The organism is Paraburkholderia sp. RL17-373-BIF-A, assembly GCF_046030175.1.
Taxonomy (GTDB): Bacteria; Pseudomonadota; Gammaproteobacteria; order Burkholderiales; family Burkholderiaceae; genus Paraburkholderia.
In genome coordinates this window covers 268,160-291,429 of the sequence record NZ_JARESO010000001.1, presented here as the reverse complement: position 1 = coordinate 291,429, position 23,270 = coordinate 268,160, and the positions used below count along the sequence as shown (strand labels likewise).

The 23,270-nt window shown below is 60.8% G+C and carries 21 protein-coding genes; 11 read left to right on the top strand and 10 right to left on the bottom strand.

The window, feature by feature from the left end:
• Window positions 1-124 precede the first annotated feature (124 nt).
• Window positions 125-1,060, top strand: coding sequence for a LysR family transcriptional regulator (locus tag P0D80_RS01265; RefSeq protein WP_408179232.1), 936 nt, complete (start codon window positions 125-127; stop codon window positions 1,058-1,060).
• Between the two features lie 141 nt (window positions 1,061-1,201).
• On the opposite strand, the gene P0D80_RS01260 is transcribed toward P0D80_RS01265, so the two are convergent.
• Window positions 1,202-2,164 carry a GlxA family transcriptional regulator gene (locus P0D80_RS01260; protein WP_408280397.1) on the bottom strand — a complete coding sequence of 321 codons (963 nt, stop codon included), beginning with the start codon at window positions 2,162-2,164 and terminating at the stop codon, window positions 1,202-1,204.
• A gap of 155 nt (window positions 2,165-2,319) precedes the next feature.
• Between P0D80_RS01260 and P0D80_RS01255 the strand changes: the two genes are divergently transcribed.
• Both P0D80_RS01255 and P0D80_RS01250 read left to right on the top strand, forming a co-directional pair.
• Window positions 2,320-3,048, top strand: coding sequence for a GNAT family N-acetyltransferase (locus P0D80_RS01255; protein ID WP_408280395.1), 729 nt, complete (start codon window positions 2,320-2,322; stop codon window positions 3,046-3,048).
• A 30-nt stretch (window positions 3,049-3,078) separates the two neighbouring features.
• Complete coding sequence (locus P0D80_RS01250; RefSeq protein WP_408280662.1) at window positions 3,079-3,492, top strand: SDR family NAD(P)-dependent oxidoreductase; 414 nt, start codon at window positions 3,079-3,081, stop codon at window positions 3,490-3,492.
• 93 nt (window positions 3,493-3,585) lie between these two features.
• Here P0D80_RS01250 and P0D80_RS01245 read toward each other — a convergent pair whose 3' ends face one another.
• Window positions 3,586-3,987: a hypothetical protein gene (locus tag P0D80_RS01245; protein ID WP_408179235.1), complete on the bottom strand. Its 402-nt coding sequence runs from the start codon at window positions 3,985-3,987 to the stop codon at window positions 3,586-3,588.
• Window positions 3,988-4,332: 345 nt separating this feature from the next.
• On the opposite strand from P0D80_RS01245, the gene P0D80_RS01240 reads away from it, so the two are divergent.
• Entirely contained in the window at window positions 4,333-4,641 is a 309-nt protein-coding gene (locus tag P0D80_RS01240) for a DUF4148 domain-containing protein (protein WP_408179236.1), read from the top strand.
• A 962-nt stretch (window positions 4,642-5,603) separates the two neighbouring features.
• Here the strand turns inward: P0D80_RS01240 and P0D80_RS01235 are convergent.
• Window positions 5,604-6,506, bottom strand: coding sequence for a LysR family transcriptional regulator (locus P0D80_RS01235; protein ID WP_132374990.1), 903 nt, complete (start codon window positions 6,504-6,506; stop codon window positions 5,604-5,606).
• Window positions 6,507-6,678: 172 nt separating this feature from the next.
• Here P0D80_RS01235 and P0D80_RS01230 point away from each other — a divergent pair, with 172 nt between their 5' ends.
• The 4 genes from P0D80_RS01230 (at window position 6,679) to P0D80_RS01215 (ending at window position 11,425) form a co-directional block, all read left to right on the top strand.
• Window positions 6,679-7,932 (top strand): MFS transporter, encoded by a 1,254-nt coding sequence (locus P0D80_RS01230; RefSeq protein ID WP_132374991.1) that lies wholly within the window; start codon window positions 6,679-6,681, stop codon window positions 7,930-7,932.
• Between the two features lie 11 nt (window positions 7,933-7,943).
• On the top strand, window positions 7,944-8,831 hold the full coding sequence (locus tag P0D80_RS01225; RefSeq protein ID WP_408280387.1) for an amidohydrolase family protein: 888 nt from the start codon (window positions 7,944-7,946) through the stop codon (window positions 8,829-8,831).
• 231 nt (window positions 8,832-9,062) lie between these two features.
• Window positions 9,063-10,397, top strand: a complete 1,335-nt coding sequence (locus tag P0D80_RS01220; RefSeq protein WP_408179238.1) for an MFS transporter — start codon at window positions 9,063-9,065, stop codon at window positions 10,395-10,397.
• Window positions 10,398-10,477: 80 nt separating this feature from the next.
• Window positions 10,478-11,425 (top strand): LysR substrate-binding domain-containing protein, encoded by a 948-nt coding sequence (locus P0D80_RS01215; protein ID WP_408179239.1) that lies wholly within the window; start codon window positions 10,478-10,480, stop codon window positions 11,423-11,425.
• An 11-nt stretch (window positions 11,426-11,436) separates the two neighbouring features.
• Here P0D80_RS01215 and P0D80_RS01210 read toward each other — a convergent pair whose 3' ends face one another.
• Window positions 11,437-12,240, bottom strand: a complete 804-nt coding sequence (locus P0D80_RS01210; RefSeq protein WP_408280383.1) for a class II aldolase/adducin family protein — start codon at window positions 12,238-12,240, stop codon at window positions 11,437-11,439.
• Window positions 12,241-12,680: 440 nt separating this feature from the next.
• Here P0D80_RS01210 and P0D80_RS01205 point away from each other — a divergent pair, with 440 nt between their 5' ends.
• The 3 genes from P0D80_RS01205 (at window position 12,681) to P0D80_RS01195 (ending at window position 16,674) form a co-directional block, all read left to right on the top strand.
• Window positions 12,681-14,237: a M81 family metallopeptidase gene (locus P0D80_RS01205; RefSeq protein ID WP_408179242.1), complete on the top strand. Its 1,557-nt coding sequence runs from the start codon at window positions 12,681-12,683 to the stop codon at window positions 14,235-14,237.
• 76 nt (window positions 14,238-14,313) lie between these two features.
• A complete protein-coding gene (locus P0D80_RS01200; protein WP_408280380.1) occupies window positions 14,314-15,657 on the top strand; it encodes an MFS transporter in 1,344 nt (447 codons plus the stop codon).
• Between the two features lie 48 nt (window positions 15,658-15,705).
• Window positions 15,706-16,674, top strand: coding sequence for an ornithine cyclodeaminase family protein (locus tag P0D80_RS01195; protein ID WP_408280377.1), 969 nt, complete (start codon window positions 15,706-15,708; stop codon window positions 16,672-16,674).
• A gap of 75 nt (window positions 16,675-16,749) precedes the next feature.
• On the opposite strand, the gene P0D80_RS01190 is transcribed toward P0D80_RS01195, so the two are convergent.
• The 6 genes from P0D80_RS01190 to P0D80_RS01165 form a co-directional block, all read right to left on the bottom strand.
• Complete coding sequence (locus tag P0D80_RS01190; RefSeq protein ID WP_408280374.1) at window positions 16,750-17,799, bottom strand: LysR family transcriptional regulator; 1,050 nt, start codon at window positions 17,797-17,799, stop codon at window positions 16,750-16,752.
• Between the two features lie 1,029 nt (window positions 17,800-18,828).
• On the bottom strand, window positions 18,829-19,500 hold the full coding sequence (locus P0D80_RS01185; RefSeq protein WP_408280372.1) for a DUF429 domain-containing protein: 672 nt from the start codon (window positions 19,498-19,500) through the stop codon (window positions 18,829-18,831).
• Window positions 19,501-19,551: 51 nt separating this feature from the next.
• On the bottom strand, window positions 19,552-19,839 hold the full coding sequence (locus P0D80_RS01180) for a hypothetical protein (RefSeq protein WP_408280369.1): 288 nt from the start codon (window positions 19,837-19,839) through the stop codon (window positions 19,552-19,554).
• A gap of 260 nt (window positions 19,840-20,099) precedes the next feature.
• A complete protein-coding gene (locus P0D80_RS01175; protein ID WP_408280366.1) occupies window positions 20,100-21,377 on the bottom strand; it encodes a DUF3734 domain-containing protein in 1,278 nt (425 codons plus the stop codon).
• Between the two features lie 10 nt (window positions 21,378-21,387).
• Window positions 21,388-22,170 (bottom strand): 3-hydroxybutyrate dehydrogenase, encoded by a 783-nt coding sequence (locus tag P0D80_RS01170; RefSeq protein WP_408280364.1) that lies wholly within the window; start codon window positions 22,168-22,170, stop codon window positions 21,388-21,390.
• An 18-nt stretch (window positions 22,171-22,188) separates the two neighbouring features.
• Window positions 22,189-22,968 (bottom strand): acetoacetate decarboxylase, encoded by a 780-nt coding sequence (locus P0D80_RS01165; RefSeq protein ID WP_408179251.1) that lies wholly within the window; start codon window positions 22,966-22,968, stop codon window positions 22,189-22,191.
• Window positions 22,969-23,270 lie beyond the last annotated feature (302 nt).

Genomic DNA, 23,270 nt, shown 5'->3' with positions numbered 1-23,270 from the left:
TTCCTCCACGATCTCAGCGGATTGTTCAGGGCTCGCGAGCCGACACCGGCCCGAGTCCTCATCTGCAGGCGTAGGTGTACCATGGCCTCTCGCGAGCAACTATTCCTCACAATGTTGACGGGCTATGAAGCAGAACTTCACAGTCAGACAAGGCGCGCTCGATGGCGTGGAGGTGTTTCTGAGCGTTGCCCAGCATCGCAGTTTTCGCCGGGCGGCCGCTGAACTCGGAGTGACGCCGTCGGCCGTCAGCCAGACTGTGCGTGTACTTGAAGCACGCATTGGCGCCGCCCTCTTCATACGCACCACGCGTAGCGTCGGCCTGACCGAAGCGGGCGAACGATTTCTTTCGCACGCACAGCCCGCCTTCGAGGCGCTTGTCGCCGCTAGTGAAGTTGCGCGCGGACTTGGCGAGCGGCCCGCCGGGTTGTTACGCCTTTCCGTGCCGCGCGCGGTGGTGCCAATCCTGCTGGAACCGCTGATTGCCTCCTTCTGCCACGCTTATCCCGAGGTCGAAGTGGAGATCGCCGCAAGCAAGGAGCTGGTCGATCTTGCGGCGGAAGGATTTGACGCCGGTATCCGGCTGGGTCAGTTCGTCGACGCCGACATGATCGCGGTACCGTTGACGCCACCGTTACGCCTCATCGTCGTCGGCAGCCCTGCCTACTTTGCGGCGCGCCGCCGGCCCATGCACACGGACGATCTGCGTCAACACGCATGTTTGCGATGGCGGCGATCCAGCGGCGCGCTCGCGCTATGGTCTTTCAACGGCAACGGCCAGCCGATCGAGATCGCCGTATCCGGCCCGCTCATCGCCCACGATTTTCCCACCTTGCTCGGCGCGGCAGTCGAAGGGGTAGGCCTTGCGCAACTCCCTGAGCCGATGGCGGCTGAAGGGTTGAGAACGGGGAAACTGGTGCACGTGCTGGAACCGTTCGCGCCGATGATACCCGGCGTGTTTCTCTACTATCCAAGCCGCCGGCAGATCATGCCGAAGCTGCGCGCCTTCATCGATCATGTGAAGAGCCACCCAGCCGGCGATAGCGAAGGCTCGGGTACATGATGACTATTGGCGTGCCGGGTTGCCATAGGAAGGTCCAGCAGAGCGGTCGCACTCTGACGGATGACGACCGTCTCAGGTCGACCCGCTTGCACCGCTCGCGGCTGGTCGAGGACATATGTCCGATGCGATCCGCTCGCTAAGCTAGCGCATTTCGGCGCGAAGCTCCCGTACCCCACGGCCGAGCCTCCGACGCAGCAGAGTCCGCAATGTCGCCGAATCGGCGTAGCCAACCTCGCTCGCAATTTTCTCGACGTCGTAGCCAATCGAAACGAGGTTTTGCGCCCGCTCGATTCGCAGGTCCTGGAAGAACGCCAGTGGCGACTTACCCAGCACTGCCTCGGTGCGGCGTTGCAACGTGCGGGGTCCGACGGACAATGCAGCCGCTGCCGCCTGAAGCGAAAACCCCGAGGAAAGATTGTCGCGAGCCCATCGCTCGAATCGCGCGACCAATGGATCGGCGTGGGCGAGGTGATCGGGAATGATGTATTCGGCCTGGGATGAACGCTTGTCAATGAGCATGAAGCGGGCAACGAGCGTCGCGAGTTCGGGACTTGCCTGACGCAACAACCATAGCGCAAGGTCGAGATGGCCCATCGCGGAACCCGCCGTCACCACGCGATCCGAGGCGACGACCATGCGTGAATCATCCAGATTGACGGCCGGATAGCGTTGGCGGAAAAAAGGCGCCAGCGACCATGTGGTCGTCGCTTCGCGATTATGCAGAAGCCCGGCTTCGGCCAGCAGGAAAGTACCGATGCAGGCGGCCGCGACGCCGACGCCGTCAGCATGCCAGGTACGCAGGTACGCCATCGCCTCGCGCACGTCCGGACGCCCCAGCGCCTCGATCAGGCGCTCCGGTTGCCTGACATTCGGCGCAGGCACCACCACCCAATCCGGGCGGGGAACGTTGCTTGCCGGTTCGACTGGAGTCGACAATCCATGCGCGGTACGAATGCGTCTGCGTACGCCAACGAGCCTCACATCGAAGGGCGGTGCGGCGAACCCCTGGGCGGCGGCCAGTTCGTTGGCCGTCGCAAAAGTATCCAGCAGTACCGTGAGCCCGGTGTCGAATAGGCCGTCAAGCGCGAAGATGACGAGTCTCATGTCGCAAATAACTCCATTAATGTCATTTGCGACTATAGCCCCGCTCCGATCGGACGTCTAGACTGCACAGCAATGCGGCCGCGGTAATGCGCTTGCGCCGGTTGAACATTCAAGCAATCCGCTGGCACATAGCTGCGCTTGCAAAAGGAGAAGATATGAGTGGTTCGATACAAGCAGACCTCGACCGTCCGATCTGGACGGCCCTCGCAACGAAGCAGGCGCACCTTGGATACGGAGACACGCTTGCCCGTCGATACCACCCCGATGTGGCGCCCTTCGCTGCCCTGGCATTCGAAACCCCTGCGGCATACCAGGCGCTCCTTCAGCTTCTGTTGCCTCACGAGCAGGTAGCTGTCCTCCAATCCGATGAACCGATCGGTCCAATCGACGGGCTTCAAATGACGCGCGTGGGAGTGATCCATCAAATGATCGCCCGGCACCGCGAAGCAAGCGGCACGGACGACCGCGCGGTAAGCCGGATGGGTGACGCGGATGCGAACGACATGCTCGACCTGGTCCAGAAGACCAAGCCCGGCCCTTTCGGCAAGCGAACTCGCGAGATGGGCAACTACATTGGGATTCGTGAGCGCGGGCGTCTAATTGCGATGGCTGGCGAACGGATGTGCGTCGACGGATACGTCGAGATCAGCGCCGTTTGCGTCGATGAAGACTATCGGGGAAAAGGCCTTGCTGGCCGGCTCGTAAAAATCCTGCGTAGAGAAATCGAGCAACGCGGGGAAACACCGTTTCTCCATGTGTTCAGTGACAACATTTCCGCGATTGGGTTGTATGAGCGGCTTGGCTTCGAATTGCGTCGCACGTTCCACCTTACCCGCGTCGGACATGCAGATTCGCTTTCGACTTCAGTTCCTACGTCCATTTAGCGAAAGGTCGAAATGGGCTAACCATCGGTTATTCGGCCACCACGTTGGTCCACAGAAGCGAAGCTGTCTTCTCTCCAGCTACGCTCGCTCTTCGACGTCAACGTATTCGGCATCCAACGGACCCTGCGGGCAGTCTTGCCGGCTTTCAGGGCACAGGGTGACGGCCTGGTCGTCAATATCGGATCGATCCTCGGCCGGGTGACCTTCCCGTTTTTCGGTGTATACGACGCGTCGAAATTCGCAATCGAAGCATTAACCGACAGCTACCGCTATGAGTTGTCGAAGTTGGGCAGCGACGTGGTTCTCGTCCAACCCAGCAACTATCCGACGAATATTTTCGCCAGCGCCCAGCGGCCAGCCGACGCCACGCGAGGCACCCAGTTGATGAAGGATCTCGGTCTCGGACAGTTCGCGGAACCGCGAACGGGCCCGGCGGCAGCTTGAAAACATGTCTCGGCCCGGCGGCAATGCCGGCCTAACGTGCTTGTCACCGTCCGTTTTGTGGCGGCTAACCGAGGTAGGTGTACCAGCCGGAGGCTATCCGAAAACTCGAGCCCATACCGCCCGAAGGCGACGCGCGCGGTTTTCGAAGAGATATGACGCAATCAGCGCCAGGAGGCCTGAAATAGCACCCGTCACGATGTGCTCGAGATACGGGATGCGGTAGTGACTCGCGTGCGAATAGGCGTCGCCTACCGTCGTCAGGACGCCGACGACAAGCGCATTGCCGTATCGATGCGCGTAGAGTTTCTCCACAGGTGTGAAGGTCAAAAGTACGGCCAGGAGTCCGGTAAGCAGACCGGTATGGAATGCAATCGTCCAGTGGGCAAGGCTCATGACATTGCCCCAACTTCCCGGCATGCAAGTCATGCACGCGCTGGTCGGCTGCCAGAAACGCTGAATAAAGAGCCTGGCGCGGCGTTTCCACTCGGTTGACATGATGTATTCCCAACAATGCCGTTGCCACAGCCGACGCCACCATGCGTTTCGTTGGCGCGGTTTCCAGGCCGTTTGACCGGATTGCCGTCAACGCCATGGATGCGTCGAATCTACACGCCGTCGAGGCCGGGTAAGCACGCGTACATGGTCGAATACTACACCGCGATTGGGCGGCCGCCGTCTTGTCCGGAGCCGGTATTCAGCCCTTGCGTTTATCGCCGCGACTCCATCGACGACAGGCAGCGAACGAGCGCTTCCTCGTGAAGTGAGCGTCCGGACTAACCGGCTCATGCCGTCATTCGGGTCGCCGTTGTACAGTGTCGATTGAATGGAAGGAGACGCGATATGGAGAACCCATCGAACAAGTGGCCGATGCTTTGCGTGTTGGTTTTATCGCTCGCCGGCTGCGCGGCGGGCGGCAGCCCGCAAAGCGCGGCGCACTTGAGCACATCGCAATGCAGCGACCTGGCCGCGCTCAAGAACAACGCCCCTTTAACTCCGGAGCGAAACCGCAGCGAACTGGCGGCTCTAAGGAAAGCTGGCTACGATCCATCCAGGTGGTTCGACCCGTACTACCCGGAGGATCTACAGGCGGCACAGCGCCGGGTCGACAGTTGGTTCCAGGCGGAGTGCCAGCAGGCGCCGCCCGCTTGACGCCAAACTCTAGCGTTGAAGGCCATCGAGAAGGTCGAAAAATTGCAAGGCACCCGTAACCTGATCGTCCATACGGCCGGATGTGGCCCGGTGCTGCTCGATGCAATCTGCATACACCGCGTGAAACTTACGAGTTGACGATAGGCGACTCGCGGTCGACGATTTTTCAAGCACCTTTCCAAGCAGTGCATCGAACCGCCTGACGCGGGTCACTCTGCAACAGGTGATTGCGTTCCCTCAGGCCACCCGAAGAGCCGTCAAGTCCGATCGCCGGATGCCTCCAGCGTCAACGATAGCCGTTATTTCGATAACATATCGAGGCCGACATGCCCGTGCCGTGGGGAAACTCGGTATAGTTCGGAAGCGTGGGCATTTCGGTTGCCCCATTCTGAAGGATGTCGATATGATACCAATCGGTGTAGCAGCCTCAGTACTCAGCGGCGTGAGCAGCGCCATCGGTTCCGGGCTGTCGAAGCTGACAGGCCAGAGCTCCACGAGTGAATCGAGCCAGCCGAGTTTTGCGGCACATCTGAAGGCGGCAACGTCACCGAGCAGTCTAGGCAAAAGCGTCCATCACCTTCACGCGCATGGCGCAGTAAGCGCATTGGCGGATCGGTCGCCATCGTCAGCGCAAGCCACTACCGGTTCCGGTACGACAGCGGTCGGCTCGGTTATCAATATCAGCGCTTAAAATACCACCGCATACGAGTCGACCAGCCGTGTCTGGCCGCATTGTGCCCGGCCAGCGGTCGAATCGATCGTCGTGTGAAGGCGCTACATCCGCTCGGCGCGGCGCCCCTCATTGAGGTCGACGGCATGTTGCTCGCCGAATCGGCCAATCGCTAAAAGAACCCACTCTCAGCAACGGCACAGCCGCATGCCAATGCACGCACTTCTGAAACCGTTCGCCTGCCAAAGACTTTCAGTCGCAGTGCCACCGCATGAACCCATTGGCTTTCCGTCTACGCCAGTGAGCTTGCAGGGTAAGGCTCAATCAATTCAGCGAAACGGTCTGCAAGCGTCTGCCTTGCCCGTGCCGGCCAGATCGCGCTGAGTTCGAAACGCGGCAGCGCGGCGCCGTCGACGATCTCGCACAGCCTTACTCCGCTAAATTGCAGCGCCCGCACCGAACGCGGCAGCAGCGACACACCGCACCCCGCGGCGACGCACGCGAGCACGGTCAGCGACCGGTTCGCGTCCTGCACGATCTCCACCTCGCAATCCGCCTGCCGGAACGCGCTCAGGATGCCCGCGCGAATGTTGGGTAACTGGCCCTGCGGGAACCATACAAGCCCGTGCTGCGCGAGCTCGCGTAACGACACAGTCGCGCCGGCCTGCAACGGAAACGTCGCCGGCAACACCGCGACCAATTGCTCCCGCGCGATTAGCTTCTCCCGCATCTTGCCCGCGACCGCCACCGGCGTATGCAGCAAGCCGATATCGATTTCCCCTTTCTCGAGCGCGCTTGCCTGCTCCGCGTTGCTCATCTCGCGCAGCACCAACTCGACATCCGGCACCGATGCGCGCAACGCCGCAATAGCGCGCGGCAGCACCTCGAACAGCGCCGCCGACGCGAAGCCCACCGTCAGACGCCCTGCCCGTTGCGCGCCGATTTCGCGAGCGCGGTGTGAGGCGGCGTCGATTCTCGCGACGCTCATCCGCACGTCCTCGACGATCGCCAGCCCGGCGGCGGTAAGGTCCGCACCACGCCGCGTCCGGTTGAACAGCTTGACGCCCAGGTCCTTCTCCATGCGAGTGAGCGCCTGACTCAGCGCGGGTTGCGCGATGTTCAGCCGTTCAGCGGCGCGCGTGACGCTGCCTGCATCGGCGACGCAGAGGAAGTACTTCAGGTTGCGCATGTCCATATTAGAACGATATGAAAAATGATCATTTGCATCATATATCTTTATCCACCCGCTCACTAGAATGCCTCCACGTGCGATGAGCAAGCAGACCGTCGTCACGAAAATATCGACAGCCTTGGATGGGACCAGAGTCAGGCGCCAAAGCGCCAACTCGGGTCGACAGGAGACAAAGATGAACTGGTACCGCGAAATATCGACGCTCGAAAAACGCACGCTGTGGAGCTGCTTTGCCGGATGGGCGCTCGACGGCGTGGACACGCAGCTGTTCAGCCTCGTGATCCCGACCTTGCTAGTAACCTGGGGCATCGGCAAAGGCCAGGCGGGCTTGATCGGCGGCGCAACGTTAGTCGCCGGCGCGTTGGGCGGACTGCTTGCGGGCATGCTGTCGGACCGGTACGGCCGCGTGCGCGCGTTGCAGATCACCGTGATCTGGTTCTCGCTCTTCACCTTTCTCAGCGCCTTCGCGCAGAACTTCGAACAGTTGCTTGTTCTCAAGGCTTTGCAAGGCGTGGGCTTTGGCGGCGAATGGACCGCTGGCGCCGTGCTGTTGAGCGAGACCATGCGCGCGGAGCATCGCGGCAAGGCGATGGGCATCGTGCAAAGCGCGTGGGGTTTTGGCTGGGCGGGCGCAGTGCTTCTGTACACGCTGGTTTTCTCGTTCGTGCCGCCGGATTGGGCGTGGCGGTTGCTGTTCGGCATCGGCGTGATTCCGGCCGGCCTCGTGCTTTATCTGCGCCGCAACGTGGTCGAACCGCCACGCGCCGCCGCGCCGGTCGCGTCGCCGAGGCAGGCGCTCCCCGCCGCACGGAATATCTTCGACCGGTCGGTGATTCGCACGACGATCGTGGGCGCGCTGATCGGTGTCGGGGCGCACGGCGGCTATCACGCGATCACGACATGGCTGCCGACTTATCTCAAGACCGAACGGCATCTGTCAGTGCTCGGCACCGGTGGGTATCTTGCCGTCATCATTACGGCGTTCATCTGCGGCTGCTTCGTGAGCGCGTGGCTGCAGGACCGCATCGGCCGCCGGCTCAACGTGATTCTGTTCGCCGTGTGCTGCATCGCGACGGTCAATCTCTACGTCTTCCTGCCGATGGGCGACACCGCCATGCTGTTCCTCAGCTTTCCGTTGGGCCTCTTTGCAGCCGGCATCCCCGCCACGCTCGGCGCACTGTTCAACGAACTCTATCCGCAAGGCATTCGCGGTACCGGCGTGGGCTTTTGCTACAACTTCGGACGGATCGTCTCGGCGGGTTTTCCGGTGCTCGTCGGACACATGGGCAACTCGATGCCGCTCGGCTCGGCGCTCGGCATCGATGCCGGCATTGCCTACGGACTCGTGGTGGTGGCCGCGCTCATGCTGCCGGAAACGAAGAACCGCCGGATCGCGACGGTAACGGCCAACGCCGCGAGCCGCGCATAACGGGGAAACACATGATCGACGAACAGATTCAAACGATGCAGACGCAAGACACTGCGGTGGCGGACCAGTGGTATCACACCAAGGATCAGCGAATCGTCGCAATCGACGCGCATGCCCACGTGTTCGTACGCGGCTTGCCGCTGGCGCGGCAGCGTCGCCATGCGCCGGATTACGACGCAACGGTGGATGCCTACGCCGGTCACTTGCTGTTAAACGGTGTCTCGCACGCCGTGCTCGTGCAACCCAGTTTTCTCGGCACCGACAATTCCTTTTTCCTCGATGTGGCAAAGCGCTATCCGCGACGTTTTCGTGGGGTGGCGGTCGTGGATTGCGCAGTCACCGATCACGAGCTCGCGCTGCTCGATAGCACAGGCGTAGTGGGTATCCGATTGAATCTCGTCGGCCTGAAGCTTCCTCAACTGACCGCACCCGACTGGCGGCGGCTGTTCGCGCGTGTCAACGCACTCGGCTGGCATGTCGAGGTTCACCGTCAAGCCGTGGATTTGCATGCCGTTGTCGGGCCGCTGCTCGAGCAGGGCTGCACGGTGGTCGTGGATCACTTCGGCCGGCCCGATCCGCGCACTGCTGCCGACGATCCAGGCTTCACGTATCTGCTGTCGCTTGCCGCTACCGGACGCGTCTGGGTGAAGCTGTCGGCGGCTTACCGGAGCGCGGTGAACGACGACGGCACAGCATTGGGCACCGCTCTCGCGAGCCAGCTTCTCGACGCTTACACACCCGCGCGACTGGTGTGGGGCAGCGACTGGCCGCATACGCAGCATCAGCAACTCGTCGATTACACCGCGACCCGTCGTGCGCTCGATCTGTGGGTTCCGGACGCGGCGCAGCGCGAGTCTATTTTGACCAGCTCGGCGCGCACGCTTTATCGATTCGAATAAGCGCTCGACCGCGGCGGCCAATCCGCCGGAGCGGCACATCACAACGGCAGCGATTTCAGCCATGTCGCCGATCTTTCGGGATCGGCCGGAAACGCGATTGCAAAAAGGCGCCAGTTCCATCCTGTGACGTTTGCTCACAAAGTCAATATTTTTCGTGCATTGTCCTCCCACCGGTCACGGCGCTTAATCTCCCTTGAGAGCAACCCGCAACGCGTAGATCTGGGGAAAACCATGGACCTTGAGGCGCTCAAACCCGCGATTTCCGATCGGTTGATGAAACGGATCGCCTGGCGGCTCGCGCCGCTGATGATCCTGATGTACATTGCGAACCAGCTTGACCGCGCAAACATCGGCTATGCAGCGCTGACCATGAATGCCGAACTGCATATGACAGCGGCGCAATACGGTTTCGCGGCAAGTCTGTTTTTCCTTGGCTATATTCTCTTCGAAGTACCGAGCAACCTGTGCATGCATCGGTTTGGCGCCCGGCTGTGGATGACGCGCATCCTGCTGAGCTGGGGTCTGCTCTCCTCGCTGACGAGCTTCGTCCCCGACTCCCGTTGGCTCTACATCGCCCGCTTCTTTCTTGGCGCATTCGAGGCGGGTCTGTTTCCGGGCATGGTGTACTACCTCACGCTGTGGATGCCCGCGCGCAATCGCGTCTGGATGATGTCGCTGTTCGTGACCGCTATCCCACTGACCGGTGTGCTCGGCGCGCCCGTGTCCACGTGGCTGATGGCACACGCCACCGTGTTCGGCGTGAGCGGCTGGCGCGCGATGATTCTGCTGGAGGGATTGCCCGCGATCATTCTCGGCGTGGTCGCCTATTTCTGGCTGACGGACGACCCTTCCCGCTCGCGGTGGCTTTCCGCCGCTGAAAAGGGCGAAATCGCCGCCGCGCTGGCTGCCGAACGGGCTCAGGCAGCAACCGCCACGTCGTCGTCCGACGTCTCGCGAGCGCTTCGAAATCCGAAAGTCTGGGCCCTCGGCATCGTCTATTTCGGCACCAACGCCGGCATCATCGGCTTGCTCTATTTCCTGCCGCAAGTCATCAAGACGTTTGAAAGCACATTCGGGGTGAAGTACAGCCTCACGGACGTCGGGCTGATCACGGCGATTCCATTCGGCGTCGCTGTCATCGCGATGCTGATCTGGGGCCGTCTGGTGAGCCGCCACAATGTCGGGGCCTGGCATGTGGCCGGCCCGCTGCTGGTGTGCGCAGCCGCGCTCTCGGTGGCGCTACTGCTGAAGTCTCCCTACCAGTCGATCATTGCGCTTTCGATTGGCGCGTCGGCCTGCTTTTGCAGCATCACGACTTTTTGGCAGTTGCCCAGCCGCATACTCACGGATCGGGCTGCGGCGGCCGGCATCGCGCTGATCACGAGTATCGGCGTATCGTCAGGATTTTTGCTGCCGTATTTTATCGGGTGGGTCAAGGATACGACCGGCACGTTCGTGCTTGCGTTCGTCGGCATTGCAGCGACGATGGTGCTCGCTTCCATCGTGGTCATGCTGCTCGAAACGCGCTGGCGCGAGGTCGGCCTGCGCCGGCTTGCGAGCGAATAGGCGTCGCCTGCGCCTCGCCGCACGAAGGGCTATCATCGGCGTATCCATTGCCCATTCCTTTTCGCCAGCAAGGATTATCGATGCGCCGCGGTGTTCCCAGTCTCAGCGCCCTGCAAGCTTTTGAAGCAGCGGCGCGTCATGAAAGTTTTTCGAAGGCCGCGGCCGAGCTGTCGCAGACGCACGGCGCCGTCTGCAAGAAGGTCAACGAGCTCGAGGCGCATCTGGGCATCACGCTCTTCGAGCGAGTCCGTCAGCGGCTGGTATTGTCCGCGGCGGGCGCGGAGTACGCACGGCGGATCCGCGTCCATCTCGACCAGATTCGACGCGATACGCTCGAACTGGTCCGCAAGCAAAGCGAAGTGAAGCTCCAACTGGCCGTCGGCGTCACATTTGCATCTCAATGGCTGATTCCACGTCTGCATGATTTCTACGAGTCCAATCCGGATCTGCAGCTCCACATCATGGGTCGCGACCAGCCGACTTTCTTCGACGATTCGAGTTTCGATGCCGCGATCTATTTTGCGCAGAGCTTGTGGCCTGCAATGCCAGGACAGCCGCTCGTCAGCGACGATGAAATTCTTGCTGTCTGTGCGCCCTCGTTGATCGGTACGCGCGGTACGTTGAGCGGCGAAAGGATCAGCGCGCTGCCCTGGATCCACACCCGCGATCTACCGCGCGCATGGCTTGCATGGTCCGAAACGGCGTGCGCCCAGGTCATCGAACCCAGCACGTCGAACCAGCACTACGACATGTTCATCATGGCGATTAACGCCGCGATTTCCGGACTGGGTGTGGCCTTGCTTCCGCATATCCTGATCGAACGGGAGTTGCGCAGCGGTGCACTCGTCCAGATCCACCCTCATTCGATCCCGAATCCGGAGACCGTCTACTACTCGTTTCCAGAGCAGAAACGCGAGTGGGAGCCGCTCAAACGCTTCGATCAATGGCTAGGCGCCGCGGTTCGCGACTATCGTGACGGCTGCCGCGACCGCGCGGCAGCTATCGAAGCGACGCTTGCGTCACACTAGCAATATCCGCGTCAGGCGAGTTCGCGCAGATCAGGATTGTCGCGCAGGAGTTGCTGATAGAGTCCCTGGAATCCAAGCCATGCTACATAGTCGGATCCCAGTTGCGCGCGCGTGGCCTGCGCCTCCTCGTCGGAGAGCGGCTCGATCGGGCCGGCCGCCTCGGCCAGTAACTGCACCTGGCAGCAACGCTCCATCGCGATGAAACGATACGCTGCGGCATCGACGGATGAGCCGACGGTCAGCAGCCCATGATTGAGCAGAATCGCGGCGCGCTTCGTGCCCATCGTCTGCGCGATCCGGCGACCCTCTTCAGTGGCGAGCACCACTACGTCGCCACGAAATAGCACGTGATCCTCGTGGAAGAGACAGGCTTCCTGATTGAGCGGAGCAAGCAGCCGTGCGCGCGCAGAAAATGCGCGACCGAAAGTCGTGTGTGTATGGGCTGCTGCAACGACATCGGGATTCGCGCCGTGGATGCCGCAGTGAATCGCGGCCGCCGCGGCGTTGACCGGTCCGGTCCCGTGATAAACGTTGGCATCCTCGTCGATGCAAACGAGATCGTCGGGATGAATCGACGAAAAATGCTGTGCGTACGGGTTGACCCAAAACCGATCGTGAAACTCCGGGTCGCGTACCGTGATATGTCCGGCTATGCCTTCGGCGAGCCCGAATCGCGCGAAGATGCGAAATGCGGCAGCGAGTTTGAGCTTGCGATGTTGCCGCTCATCGTCGAGGCTGGCGAATACAGGCGGCTCCGGCAAGCGTCCGCCAATTGGCTTCGGAATCTGCAACTCGCGGACTTCCGCGTGACCCATGACATGCTCCTTCGTGCTGATTGAAGCATTCATTCTCAGCCGCACGGACCGCACGGTCCATCGACGATTTGTCACAAGTTTGCTTCTTGCGCTCACAAGGCGCGGCCCACTTCCCCATGGCTTGGCGAGATCGGCGCCACTCACGCTTGCGGTGCCCATGGCTCTTCGAACGTCCCGGATGCATGCCCGCGACCGATCGCGCGCCGATCGCGTCCACTGCTTTCGTGCGAGACGGTTAACTCCAATGTGAATGAAGCAATCAGTCGACGTTAACCCGCATGGCATTTTGGCAACCAATACTTTTCACGAGCATGCGAATTCAGATATCGACGCTTGCATGCTCGCGGTCAATCGCCGCGTCGTCGAAAGCAACGCAATGATCCGCCGGCCCCCCCACGTGCGATGCCGATCTGGGTGACGCCGGCGCTGAGGAGTGACTGATGAAAAACCCGCGCATTGCCATTCTTGGCTTCGCGATCGAGTCGAACCGGTTTGCGCCGGTGTCCACGCGCGCCGATTTCGTATCGCGCGCCTACTTGCAAGCTACCGCGCTCTTGGACGACGCACGCAAGGAAGCGCCGGTGATGACGCCGGAAATTCCCGCATTCGTTCGAACGATGGATGCGACATCTGAGTGGACACCTGTTCCGATCCTCTTTGCCAACGCAGAGTCGGGCGGCCCGGTCGAACACGCATTCTTTGCCGACACGCTGGGCGAATTCGAACAGCGGTTGCGTGCGGCACTGCCGCTCGACGCTGTCTATATCTGTGAGCATGGCGCCGCCATCACGACCGAAGAAGACGATCCCGACGGCGCGGTTTTCACGCTCGTACGCAATATCGTCGGACCCGCGGTGCCGATCGTCGCCACCGTCGACCTGCATGCGAACGTGTCCGACCGGATGGTGAACACCGTCGACGCGTTGGTCTCATACCGCCGCAATCCTCACACCGACATGGCCGAGCGCGGCGCCGAGGCCGCCCGCATCCTGAGCGAATTATTGAATGGCATGCGTACGGCAGTCGCGCACGTGCGCATGCCCGTCTGCGCCCCGCCCACCCAGTTGCTGACCGCCCCGGGAACCGGACCGTATGCGGAAATGATCCGGCGCGCGGAAGCGCTGGACGACCCGCGGATCGTGAACGTCTCGATTGTCGGCGGCTTTGCGTTCGCGGACACGCCGAAGAACGGCTTGACGGTACTCGTGACCACGCGCGGAGATGCACCGCTCGCACATCAAGTGGCCATCGATCTTGTGTCGTATGCGTGGCAAGAGCGTGCCGCATTCACGCCGACGCTGACGCCCCTCGACGACGCGGTGCGCCTCGCCAAAGCGACCAGCGACGATCCTTCGTTAGCGCCCCTGCTACTCGCCGACGTGGCTGACAACCCGGGCGGCGGCGGGCGCGGCAACACGCCGTTCGTGCTCAAGGCGCTGCTCCAGCACGACGTGCAGGATGCGATTCTCGGCGTCGTCACCGATCCGGATCTGGTGGCGGACGCCCACGTGGCGGGCACCGGGCAAACGCTCGTTGCGCGCTTCAATCGTGCTGAAACCACCGTGTATTCGGAGCCGTTCAACGCGCCGGCCCGCGTGTTGAAACTGCACAACGGCAAAGGTGTCGGCCGACGCGGACAACTGGCGGGCTGCAGCTTCGACCTTGGACCGTGCGCGGCGCTGCAGATCGGCGGCGTGACGGTCATCGTCATCAGCAAGCGACATCAGTGTCATGAGCCGATGTTCTTCGAGATGTTCGACATCGACATTGCGCGTGCGCGCGTCGTCGTATTGAAGTCGCGCGGCCATTTCAGGGCGGCATTCGACGAGTTCTTTTCCGACGCACAGATCGTCAGCGTCGATGCGCCAGGTCTGACTTCCCCGATCCTCGCGCGATTCGATTTCAAGAAGCTGCCGCGGCCCGTCATACCGCTGGACGACATTTCCGCGTGGAGTCCGACGGTCCGCACCGTTCTGCCAAGGAGCGACCCGCGATGAACGAATTACCCCGCGAAGACTTGCTGTCTTCACAGCACGCGCAAGGCACGCACCATTGCAACAGAGGATATTCCCAATGAACGATACGCTAGACGTGACGCGAGTCAGACCACAGACCGCCCGGAAGGTCATCTGGCGTCTGGCGCCGCTGCTGATATTGCTCTACATGGTCAACCAGATGGACCGGGCGAACGTCGGCTACGCGGCGTTGACGATGAATCGCGAACTCGGCATGTCGGTCTCCCAGTTCGGGTTGGCCGCCGGCCTCTTCTACGCCGGGTACATTCTCGTTGCGGTGCCCAGCAATCTGCTGCTGGCGCGATTCGGCGCACGGCTGTGGATGACGCGTATTCTCGTCACCTGGGGATTGATCGCTTCGCTGACCGCATTCGTCGACAGCCCTCACATGCTGTACGCGCTGCGCTTTCTCCTCGGCATTGCAGAGTCAGGATTCTTTCCGGGGATGATTCTGTATGTCACGTTCTGGCTGCCGCGGCAGGAGCGGGTGTGGCTGATGTCGCTGCTGTTTCTCGCCATTCCGCTGTCGAACATGCTGGGTGCACCGATCTCAACCTTCGTCATGGAGCATACGCATCTGTTCGGCTGGTCCGGCTGGCGCTCGATGTTTTTCATAGAAGGATTGCCGGCGATCGCGCTCGGTGTCGTCACGTTCATCGTCATGAAAGACCGGCCCGACGACGCCCGGTGGTTGACCGTCGAAGAGCGCGCCGAACTGAGCCATGCGCTCGCGGTGGAGAGGCAGGAAGCCCAACGGTTGTCGCCGAAAAGCGCATGGCTTGCGTTGCTCGACCGGCGAGTTCTCGCATTCGGACTGATCTACTTCGGGATCAATATCGGCGTCGTCGCACTGTCATTCTTCTTGCCGCAGATGGTCGCGGAGTTCTCCCACCTGTACGCTGTCAAATATTCGGTCTTCCAGGTTGGACTGATTACCGCTGTGCCATTCGCGGTGTCGGCGGTGACCATCCTGTTGTGGGGACACTATGCTCGACGTACCGCGCTCAGCGCCTGGCACGTTGCGATTCCAACGGCGATCGGCGGTTTGTCGTTCGCCGCTGCGCTGTTCCTTTCGTCGCCATACGAGGCCATGGCTGCGTTTACGCTCGGCGCGGTCGGCGTCTACACCCCGCATGCCTCGTTCTGGCAGCTGCCTCCGCGCTATCTCAGCAACGCTGCGGCCGCATCGGGCATCGGCCTAATCAATACGATCGGCACGCTGGCCGGGTTCCTCGGCCCCTACGCTACCGGCTGGCTGCACGACGTTACCGGCTCGTATCGCGTGCCGATGCTCGGTGTTGCGGGACTCATGTGCCTGTCCGCGATGATGGTGCTGTTCGTAGAACGCGCAAACCGTGCGGCATTGCAGCCAGCGCGCGCGCCGCAAGGTAGTGCCTCCTGACGCCGGACACACTGCGTTTGCCATTCTCAAGAATCAAGGTGTACCACAATGCGTAATGATGCCAAGCTGATCCTGATCGACAAACATCAGGTCGAGGCCTTGCTGAAGCCTGACGATGTAGTCGAAGCAGTACGGGAAGCATTCGCTCTTCACAGCCGGGGCGAGGGCCGTGTGTTTCCTGTTGTCCGAGAGCCACTCGTGACAGGGGGCGTGTTCGGAATCAAATCGGGCGACGTGCAGTCGCAAGGCCTGCTCGGATTAAAGGCCGCGGGGTTTTGGCCTTCAAACCGCGGCTTGGGCGGCGAACCGCACCAGGCCACCATTCTCCTGATCGATCCGAAAACCGGCCGGCCCGTGTGCGTGATCGACGGTAATGCAATCACGACCATGCGCACGGGCGCTGCCGGCGGCTTGGGTTTGACTCTCCTCGCGCGTACGGACAGTGCTCGTCTATGCGTATTTGGCACGGGCGTACAAGCACAAGTGCAGGTCGGATTCGCGATGCGTGTGCTCGAGCAGCTTTCCTGTGTTCGCTATATCACCGTGGACGGTGAGCGCGACGTTTCATTTGAAGCCCGGTTCGCCGGACGTTGCGAAGTCCTGCATGCGACCGACCGTAACGCCGCGGTGGCTGACAGCGATGTGGTCGTCACGGCCACGCCGGGCAAAGGGCCACTCTTCGACGCGCATGCAGTGCAACCCGGCACTCATCTCAACTGCGTCGGCGCGGACACCAAAGGCAAACGCGAACTTCCGGAAGATTTGCTGCCGCGCGTCCGCCTTTTTGTCGACGACCGAACCCAGGCGCGCGAAATCGGCGAGACACAATGGGCGCCTGACACGCCATGTATCGAGATCGGCGATCTGATCACCGGCCAGGTTCGGATCGATCGGCATCCTGACGACATCACCCTGTTCGACATGACCGGTATCGCCCTGCAGGATCTGACAGTCGCGCGATTGCTTTACGAGCGTGCCTGCGAAACGGGTACGGCCACCTCACTATCGTGGCCCTGATAGGTTCGCCGCTTCACCGGTAGTCAGACCAGGCGCGCGCCGCTCAGATCGGTGCGGGGTCGCGGCCACATCCGGTCAGCCGGCGCTCGCGCGAGCCGTCGATCCGGCAGCACCAGAGCCCTGTGCACGTTTGCCGCTCCTGGATTGTTCGCTGTCGCCCGGCAACCAGGGTTGTTGCAACGTCGACGCATGCAGAAGGTCGAGAAAACGCTGAGCGCGCAGTGAGCGTCCATGCCGCGAGTTGATCAGCGCGACGATATCCGCGTCCGGCTGCGTCCACGCTTCGAGCAGCGGGACGAGCCGCCCCGCGTGCAGATGCTCGGCCACGTCCCATTCTGAGCGCGAAATTATGCCAAGCCCGGCAAGCGCCCAATCACGCACGGTGCCGCCATCATTGCTCGTTAGCATCGGCTCGATTCTGACGTTCGCCGGTGTGCCCTGGTCTCTCGGCGTGAAACGCCACATGGTCACGTCTTCATCGTTCTCGCGCAGCGCGATACAGTCATGCGTGAGCAGTTCTTCTGGATGCTTTGGTTCACCGCGACGCGCCAGATAGCTCGGCGCCGCGCACAGGATGCGGCGATTAGGTGCGAGACGCCGGCTGACGAGCGACGAATCGCGCAACTTGCCGATATGCACCATCAGGTCCCACATGTCATCCGAGATGCACGCGGGGCGATCGGACAGCATCAGACTTGCGCTCACTTCCGGGTAGAGGGCACGAAATTGCGCAATGACAGGCGCGACGTAACGCTGCCCGAAACCGAGCGGCGCAATCACGCGCAGATGGCCGGCCACGGTGCCGCGCCGCGAAGCCAGCGTGTCTGACAAATTGCCAATGTCATCGCAGATCCGGCGCGCGTGGACCGCAAGCAGCTCGCCTTCGTCGGTGAGCACCATGCGCCGGCCCGATCGATCGATCAACCGCATGCCCAACCGGTTTTCCAGAAGACGAAGCCGCTGTGTGACCGCGGGCGGCGTGACATCGAGCTTGCGTGCGGCATCCGCTAGCGACAAAGCGCTCGCAAGCGTAATGAAAAAATGCAGGTCCTCGGTCGAAATCATTGACTTGGGTATGAGCGCGGCGATCCGACGATGGTATTCCGTGGCGTTAGCGATCGCCATTATTTTTTTACGCCTGACGTGAGCGATTCCTGCCCATCCGTCTTCGTGTGCGCGCAATGGAGGTGGCAGAACCTACGACGGTGGCGGAGATTAAAAGCCGGCGCGCCCACGCAGGGCTGAATCCAAGGTCCGTCGCCATTTTCAGAGTATTACGAGCGGTCAGGCGACCAATCGATGGTCAGAGTAAGGCCGGTCCCTGTCATCATAAATTTGCGTCCCTCGCCTACCGTTGGGGCCGCTCTGGACTTGCGCATTAGTCAATGTTCTTTAGTGGTTGCTCGGTCCTCCACCACCCTTCGTTCGCCGCTTGAAGAGTACACCGAATCCAATGGCGACAAGCAAGGCCACCATCAGAACGGCGCTCATGCCCGTCGTGCTGCGCTTGTCAACCGGACCGGACGCAGCGGAAGCCACAGCAGGTGAAGAGCTCTGCGTTTCAACCGGCTTCGGGAGCGCTACGCCAGCGGCACTCCCCTGGCGAACAAGAGAAGCCTCCGACGTTGGGGAGGCCTGAGATGCGATGGAGGGAACTACGTCCGGCATCGGACCGACGGGAGCCATGTCAGTGGATGAAGCCATTGCCGGAGCCTGTGCAGCGGCAGGACTGGCTTCGGCAGACCTGGCCAACGCCTTCCACTTGGCGAATACCGTATCAATGCAGTGAACGTCGGTGCAGGCGTTTCGCGATTGCCTCCACTGAGCGAGTCGTTCGGGTGAAAGCTTTCCACTGCTCAGGAGAGCCTGTTGTTGCGCGGAGATATCGTCGTATTCATTGTTCAGGATGGCGTGGTCGCAGATGACGCGTTCAGCCGGTTGTCGCGTGGTGGCGCATTGAATATCGCTTGCCCATGCTCCGGTTGAATCGAAAGCCGCCATTGATAGCAGCACTGGCCAAATTCGCTTTAGATGCACCGGCCCTCCTTGAAGATGGTTGCTTTGCTAAGACTACGGTCGCTCGTGAGCGAAATCCTATGCGCCTACAACGGGATCACGAGACCCCGATCGTGCCGTCGCACGGGGCGTGCCACGCTAACCGCGAAAACGGTATTCGCTGGATCCTTTGAGTGTGCCAGCAGGAGCCGGCACAACAATGAACCCACCGAGCTCATCGCCGTACACCACGAATCTCTCGTCAAGCAAGCAATGTGCTGTCAAGGCACACAGCGCCGCATCGACTTCGTCGATAGATTTCAGCGACGTCGCGTCAATTCCAGCATCTTGAAGAATTGCTCGGCGCTGAGTTCGTTTCTGCTTCGCGGACGCGACCGTGGCCCCTAGAAAAGCGCTGGTGATAGCGTGGGGGAACGTCTCAAAGCAGACTCGATCACCGAGTTCTCCGCCATTGTTGAAGAGGGGGAAATGCGGTGCGAATGCCTGATAGACAAGCTCGCCGTTGAACATCCACTCGTAGAATCCGCTTTTACTGGCCATGGCTGTTGCGCGAGTCGGTGTGGCGAACGAAAAGATTCGCTGCCGCGCGAGCTCCTTCTCGGCTTGCCTTCCGGCTTCGCCGACTCGCCACAGACAGGGAGCATCGATGCCCACCGCTCCTACCTCGAATTGGAGGCACTTTTCGACCATTTGTTCCGGCGCCTGCGACCGGAGGTTGCACACAATCTGGGTGTTACGCAGGATAACCAGATGATTTCCTTTCCGGTCGCCGCCAATATCGATTCCAGCTACAGCTCGTTGTGACCTCATAGTTCCCTACTCTCAACGGAGCACGCTTACCTCGGTAGCAATAGCTGATGCTTAATCCGTCGAAAAACGCAGAAGCGACCTCGCCTGTTCAAGCAGAGCGTGTGACGCGGCAAACTCATTGCGTCCAGCCATAGTCAGTGCGGCTTGTCCTGTGCGCTCGAACAGCTCGTCATCAGATGTCGCGACGACACTCACGTCGAGACCAGGACGGTCGTATTGGCGAAAAAATGCGAGCATTTGGGACGCATCGAATCGCGAGTCTTTAGGACCAGACCTCGCTAGAATCTCGGCGGCTGCCGCCAGCTGTCGCGTGGCTTGGAGGATTTTAGTGCGGTCCATGACACTTGCCTCATGAGTCAGAGAACCTGATTGAAATCGAAGGCAGCACGATAGCCGCCGACAGATAGTCTATCTCACCGTGCCGCCTCTCGCGCCCAGAGGGTTGCGGCATGTTCGGCCATACCTGGCCGAAAACAATCGTCATCGCGGAATTGCCTGGGTCGGCGCCCACTATATCCGCAGCAAACAGGAGCGTCTCCGTGTGCGTCGAGCAGCTTAAAACCGCCTGCATCCTCACCCGTGACGCTCATTTGCCGACTCTAATGGGCGTCTGACGGTTCGTTCGTCACCGTGTCAACTAACTCCGGCGTTTGCGGCGCGGATTGGGACGCATCGGAAACTGGAACCGGGCCAGTCTCGTGGCGATGGACATCATGCGTAACGAAGCCGAGGTCATGACTTGGAATCTCGAACCAGTCGGGGTTGCCGAACGAGCGGCGGATGTCCTCGAGGCCGCTCGCCCAGTGTTCTCCCATGGTGTCGTTGCTGAATTCGTAGTCCTTGTAGTGACCTTCAAAAAACTTGTTCTTGTAGATGAGGTGCACGACATTGACCGCACCACCGTCGGCCACTTTCTGTGCCTGCTTGACTAGCGGGTGTGTCCGCCGCACTTTCTCCGGAATGTGTTCAAGCAGTTCCTTGATCAGGCGAGCATGCTTCTGGCTCTGCGACACGAAGGCCGTGATGGCGCGGGTACGGCTCGAGTATTGAATGTCCTTGGCCCTTTCGGCGACATCGAGGAAATCGCCAGGCTGCGTTCCACCTGCGCTCCACAGGTCGACCTGGAAAACCAGCGCGTCCTTGTGCTGGCATTCACGAACGATTTCCGTAAGCGGCGTATTCGAGACCAGACCTCCGTCCCAGTAATATTCTCCGTCGATTTCCACCGCCGGAAAGCCTGGCGGCAACGCGCCAGACGCCATGAAGTGCTCCGGCTCGAGGCGAGTCTGCGTGTTGTCGAAGTACACCAGATTGCCCGTGCGAACATTGACCGCTCCGACGGAGACGCGAACGTCACCGTCGTTGATACGGTCGAAATTGGCGTACTTGAGGAGCGTCGCGCGCAACGCCGTCGTATCGTAAAAGCTCACTTCGGTCGGCGGCTTCTTTGCAATGCCGGCGATGTGTGCGGAAAAACGCGGTGAGAAAAAGCCCTTCTGACCTTCGGTCAAAGCGCGAGCGGCAGCCCACATGCTCGACCATTTTCGGGCAACGTCTGGAAACCCGAACGCTGTCGGCACGAAAGCGCCAACGTGCCCCAGCAAGTCCGCTGGTTGACAGATGGTGCTCCAGAAGCCGCGCAATGCTTCTACGCGGTCCTCCGGTGCATTGCCGGCAATGATGGCGGTGTTCAGGGCGCCAATCGAGATGCCCGAAATCCAGGTGGGTTCGACACCCACTTCAGCAAGCCCCTCATACACGCCGGCCTGATAGGAACCCAACGCGCCACCGCCCTGCAGGACCAAACCGATTTCGTCGTAGGAAGGTAGCTCAAGATGATTCGGCTGCTTTAATGTATTGCGTTGACTGCGGCGCATTGTCGGCTCCTTATTGCATGAACCAACCGTGGCTGACCACAATCGATTGTCCCGTCAGTGCAGCTGATTCAAATCCCGCCAGGAAGGCGACTGTTTTGGCAACGTCGGCTACGGTGGTGAATTCGCCGTCGACAGTTTCCTTCAGCATCACGTCCTTAACGACCTGGGCTTCCGAAATACCGAGCGCTTTCGCCTGCTCCGGAATCTGCTTGTCGACCAATGGAGTACGAACAAAGCCCGGACATACGACATTCGCTCTCACACCGCGCGAGCCACCTTCTTTCGCGACCACGCGCGCAAGACCCAGCAGGCCGTGCTTGGCGGTGACGTAAGCCGACTTCAGCTTCGAGGCTTCGTGTGAATGGACCGAGCCCATGTAGATGATGGAGCCGCCCTTGCCGGATGCGTACATGTGCCTGATAGCGGCCTTCGTGGTCAGAAATGCGCCATCCAGGTGAATGGCCAGCATCTTCTTCCAGTCGGAGTACTCGTAGTCTTCAATCGGGTTGACGATCTGAATACCGGCGTTCGACACCAACACGTCAATGCTGCCGAGTTTGCCGACTGCTTCTTCGATACCAGCGTTGACCGCTTCTTCGCTCGTCACGTCCATCGACACGGCCAGTGCTTTCCCACCTGCGGCGACGATACTGTCCGCGACCTGCTGCGCGTTTGCCAGATTCAGGTCCGCAATGACGACGGCCGCGCCGTCCGAAGCCAGCTTGCGCGCGCATTGCTCACCGATACCGCTTGCGGCGCCCGTCACGAGCGCGACTTTTCCTTGCAACGACATAATTTTCTCCTTGTTGAATTATTGGTTCACGGCGAGCTTCAGCGCTTCCGCCGGGGCGAGGTAGTCGTAAGCGACTTCGCCCACATCGAGGGTGAGATTTGCAATGACGTGCCTGGCGGCCACTACCCTTTTGACAGGCAGGTCAGCAACCGGCGCCAACGCATGTGCGTGCAGATCGAGCGCAGCAGGGCCTTCCCATGCACCGAGCACAGAAACGTCGCGCAAGTAGAAACGTACGAGTTCACAAATCCGCGGTGAGCCATCGACATGAGGGATGACCTTCAACAGATAATTGGGTGTGTCCGCGAGTTTCTTGCGTTCAGATTCGATATCGAGCGGGCGGTACTTGTAGCCCATCGTGCCGGTAGCGACCCGTTGCGTCCCATAGTCGAGTGTGCCCAGCAACGTATCTTTTCCGTCGACGGATAAACGGGGTGAAGCGAGCTTCTTCGGGAAACCCCAAATCTCCCGGCCGCCGGCGATCGGACCTTCGTCATCGAGGTACATCGCGTGCGTATAGCTGGCTTTCCGGCCGGCTTCATCCAGGACCGAAATGACTTGACCACTCTCTGTGTAGTCGCCAAAGCCGGATGAATCCGGCATCCGGATGAACTCGTAGTGGACCAGACCATTGTCGACCGTCAAAGGCTCCGGCACGACCGCGCGAACCGCATCGATGTCGGTCTCGTACGAAATGATGAAGTATTCGCGGTTGAGGAATCGAAATGGTGGACGCGGATAGGCCGGGTTGTGCACCGGCATTGCGAAGGCATTTGCGCGGATTTCATCGAGTGTCACAGCAATTCTTCCTTTGGATAACGAAGGCAGCATCATAGAGGCAAGTCATAGGGGGTTTCAGCGAAGCGCACATGGCGGACGGCGATTCCATGACTGACGTGTCAGGCGTCGAGTGCCCATCCCGCTTAGGTTTGAGCTGTGTTTATGCTTGCCTCGATGCCACATGTTGCAACTTCGCAATACATTGTTGCAGGATGGATTTCGGCGTCGAAGGGAACCCGCGCATACGACTGGGAGTCGCACGCCGACATCGCGTAGTGGCGATGTGGCGGCTGAGCCAGTGCACAGGTTGCGCCGTGGCC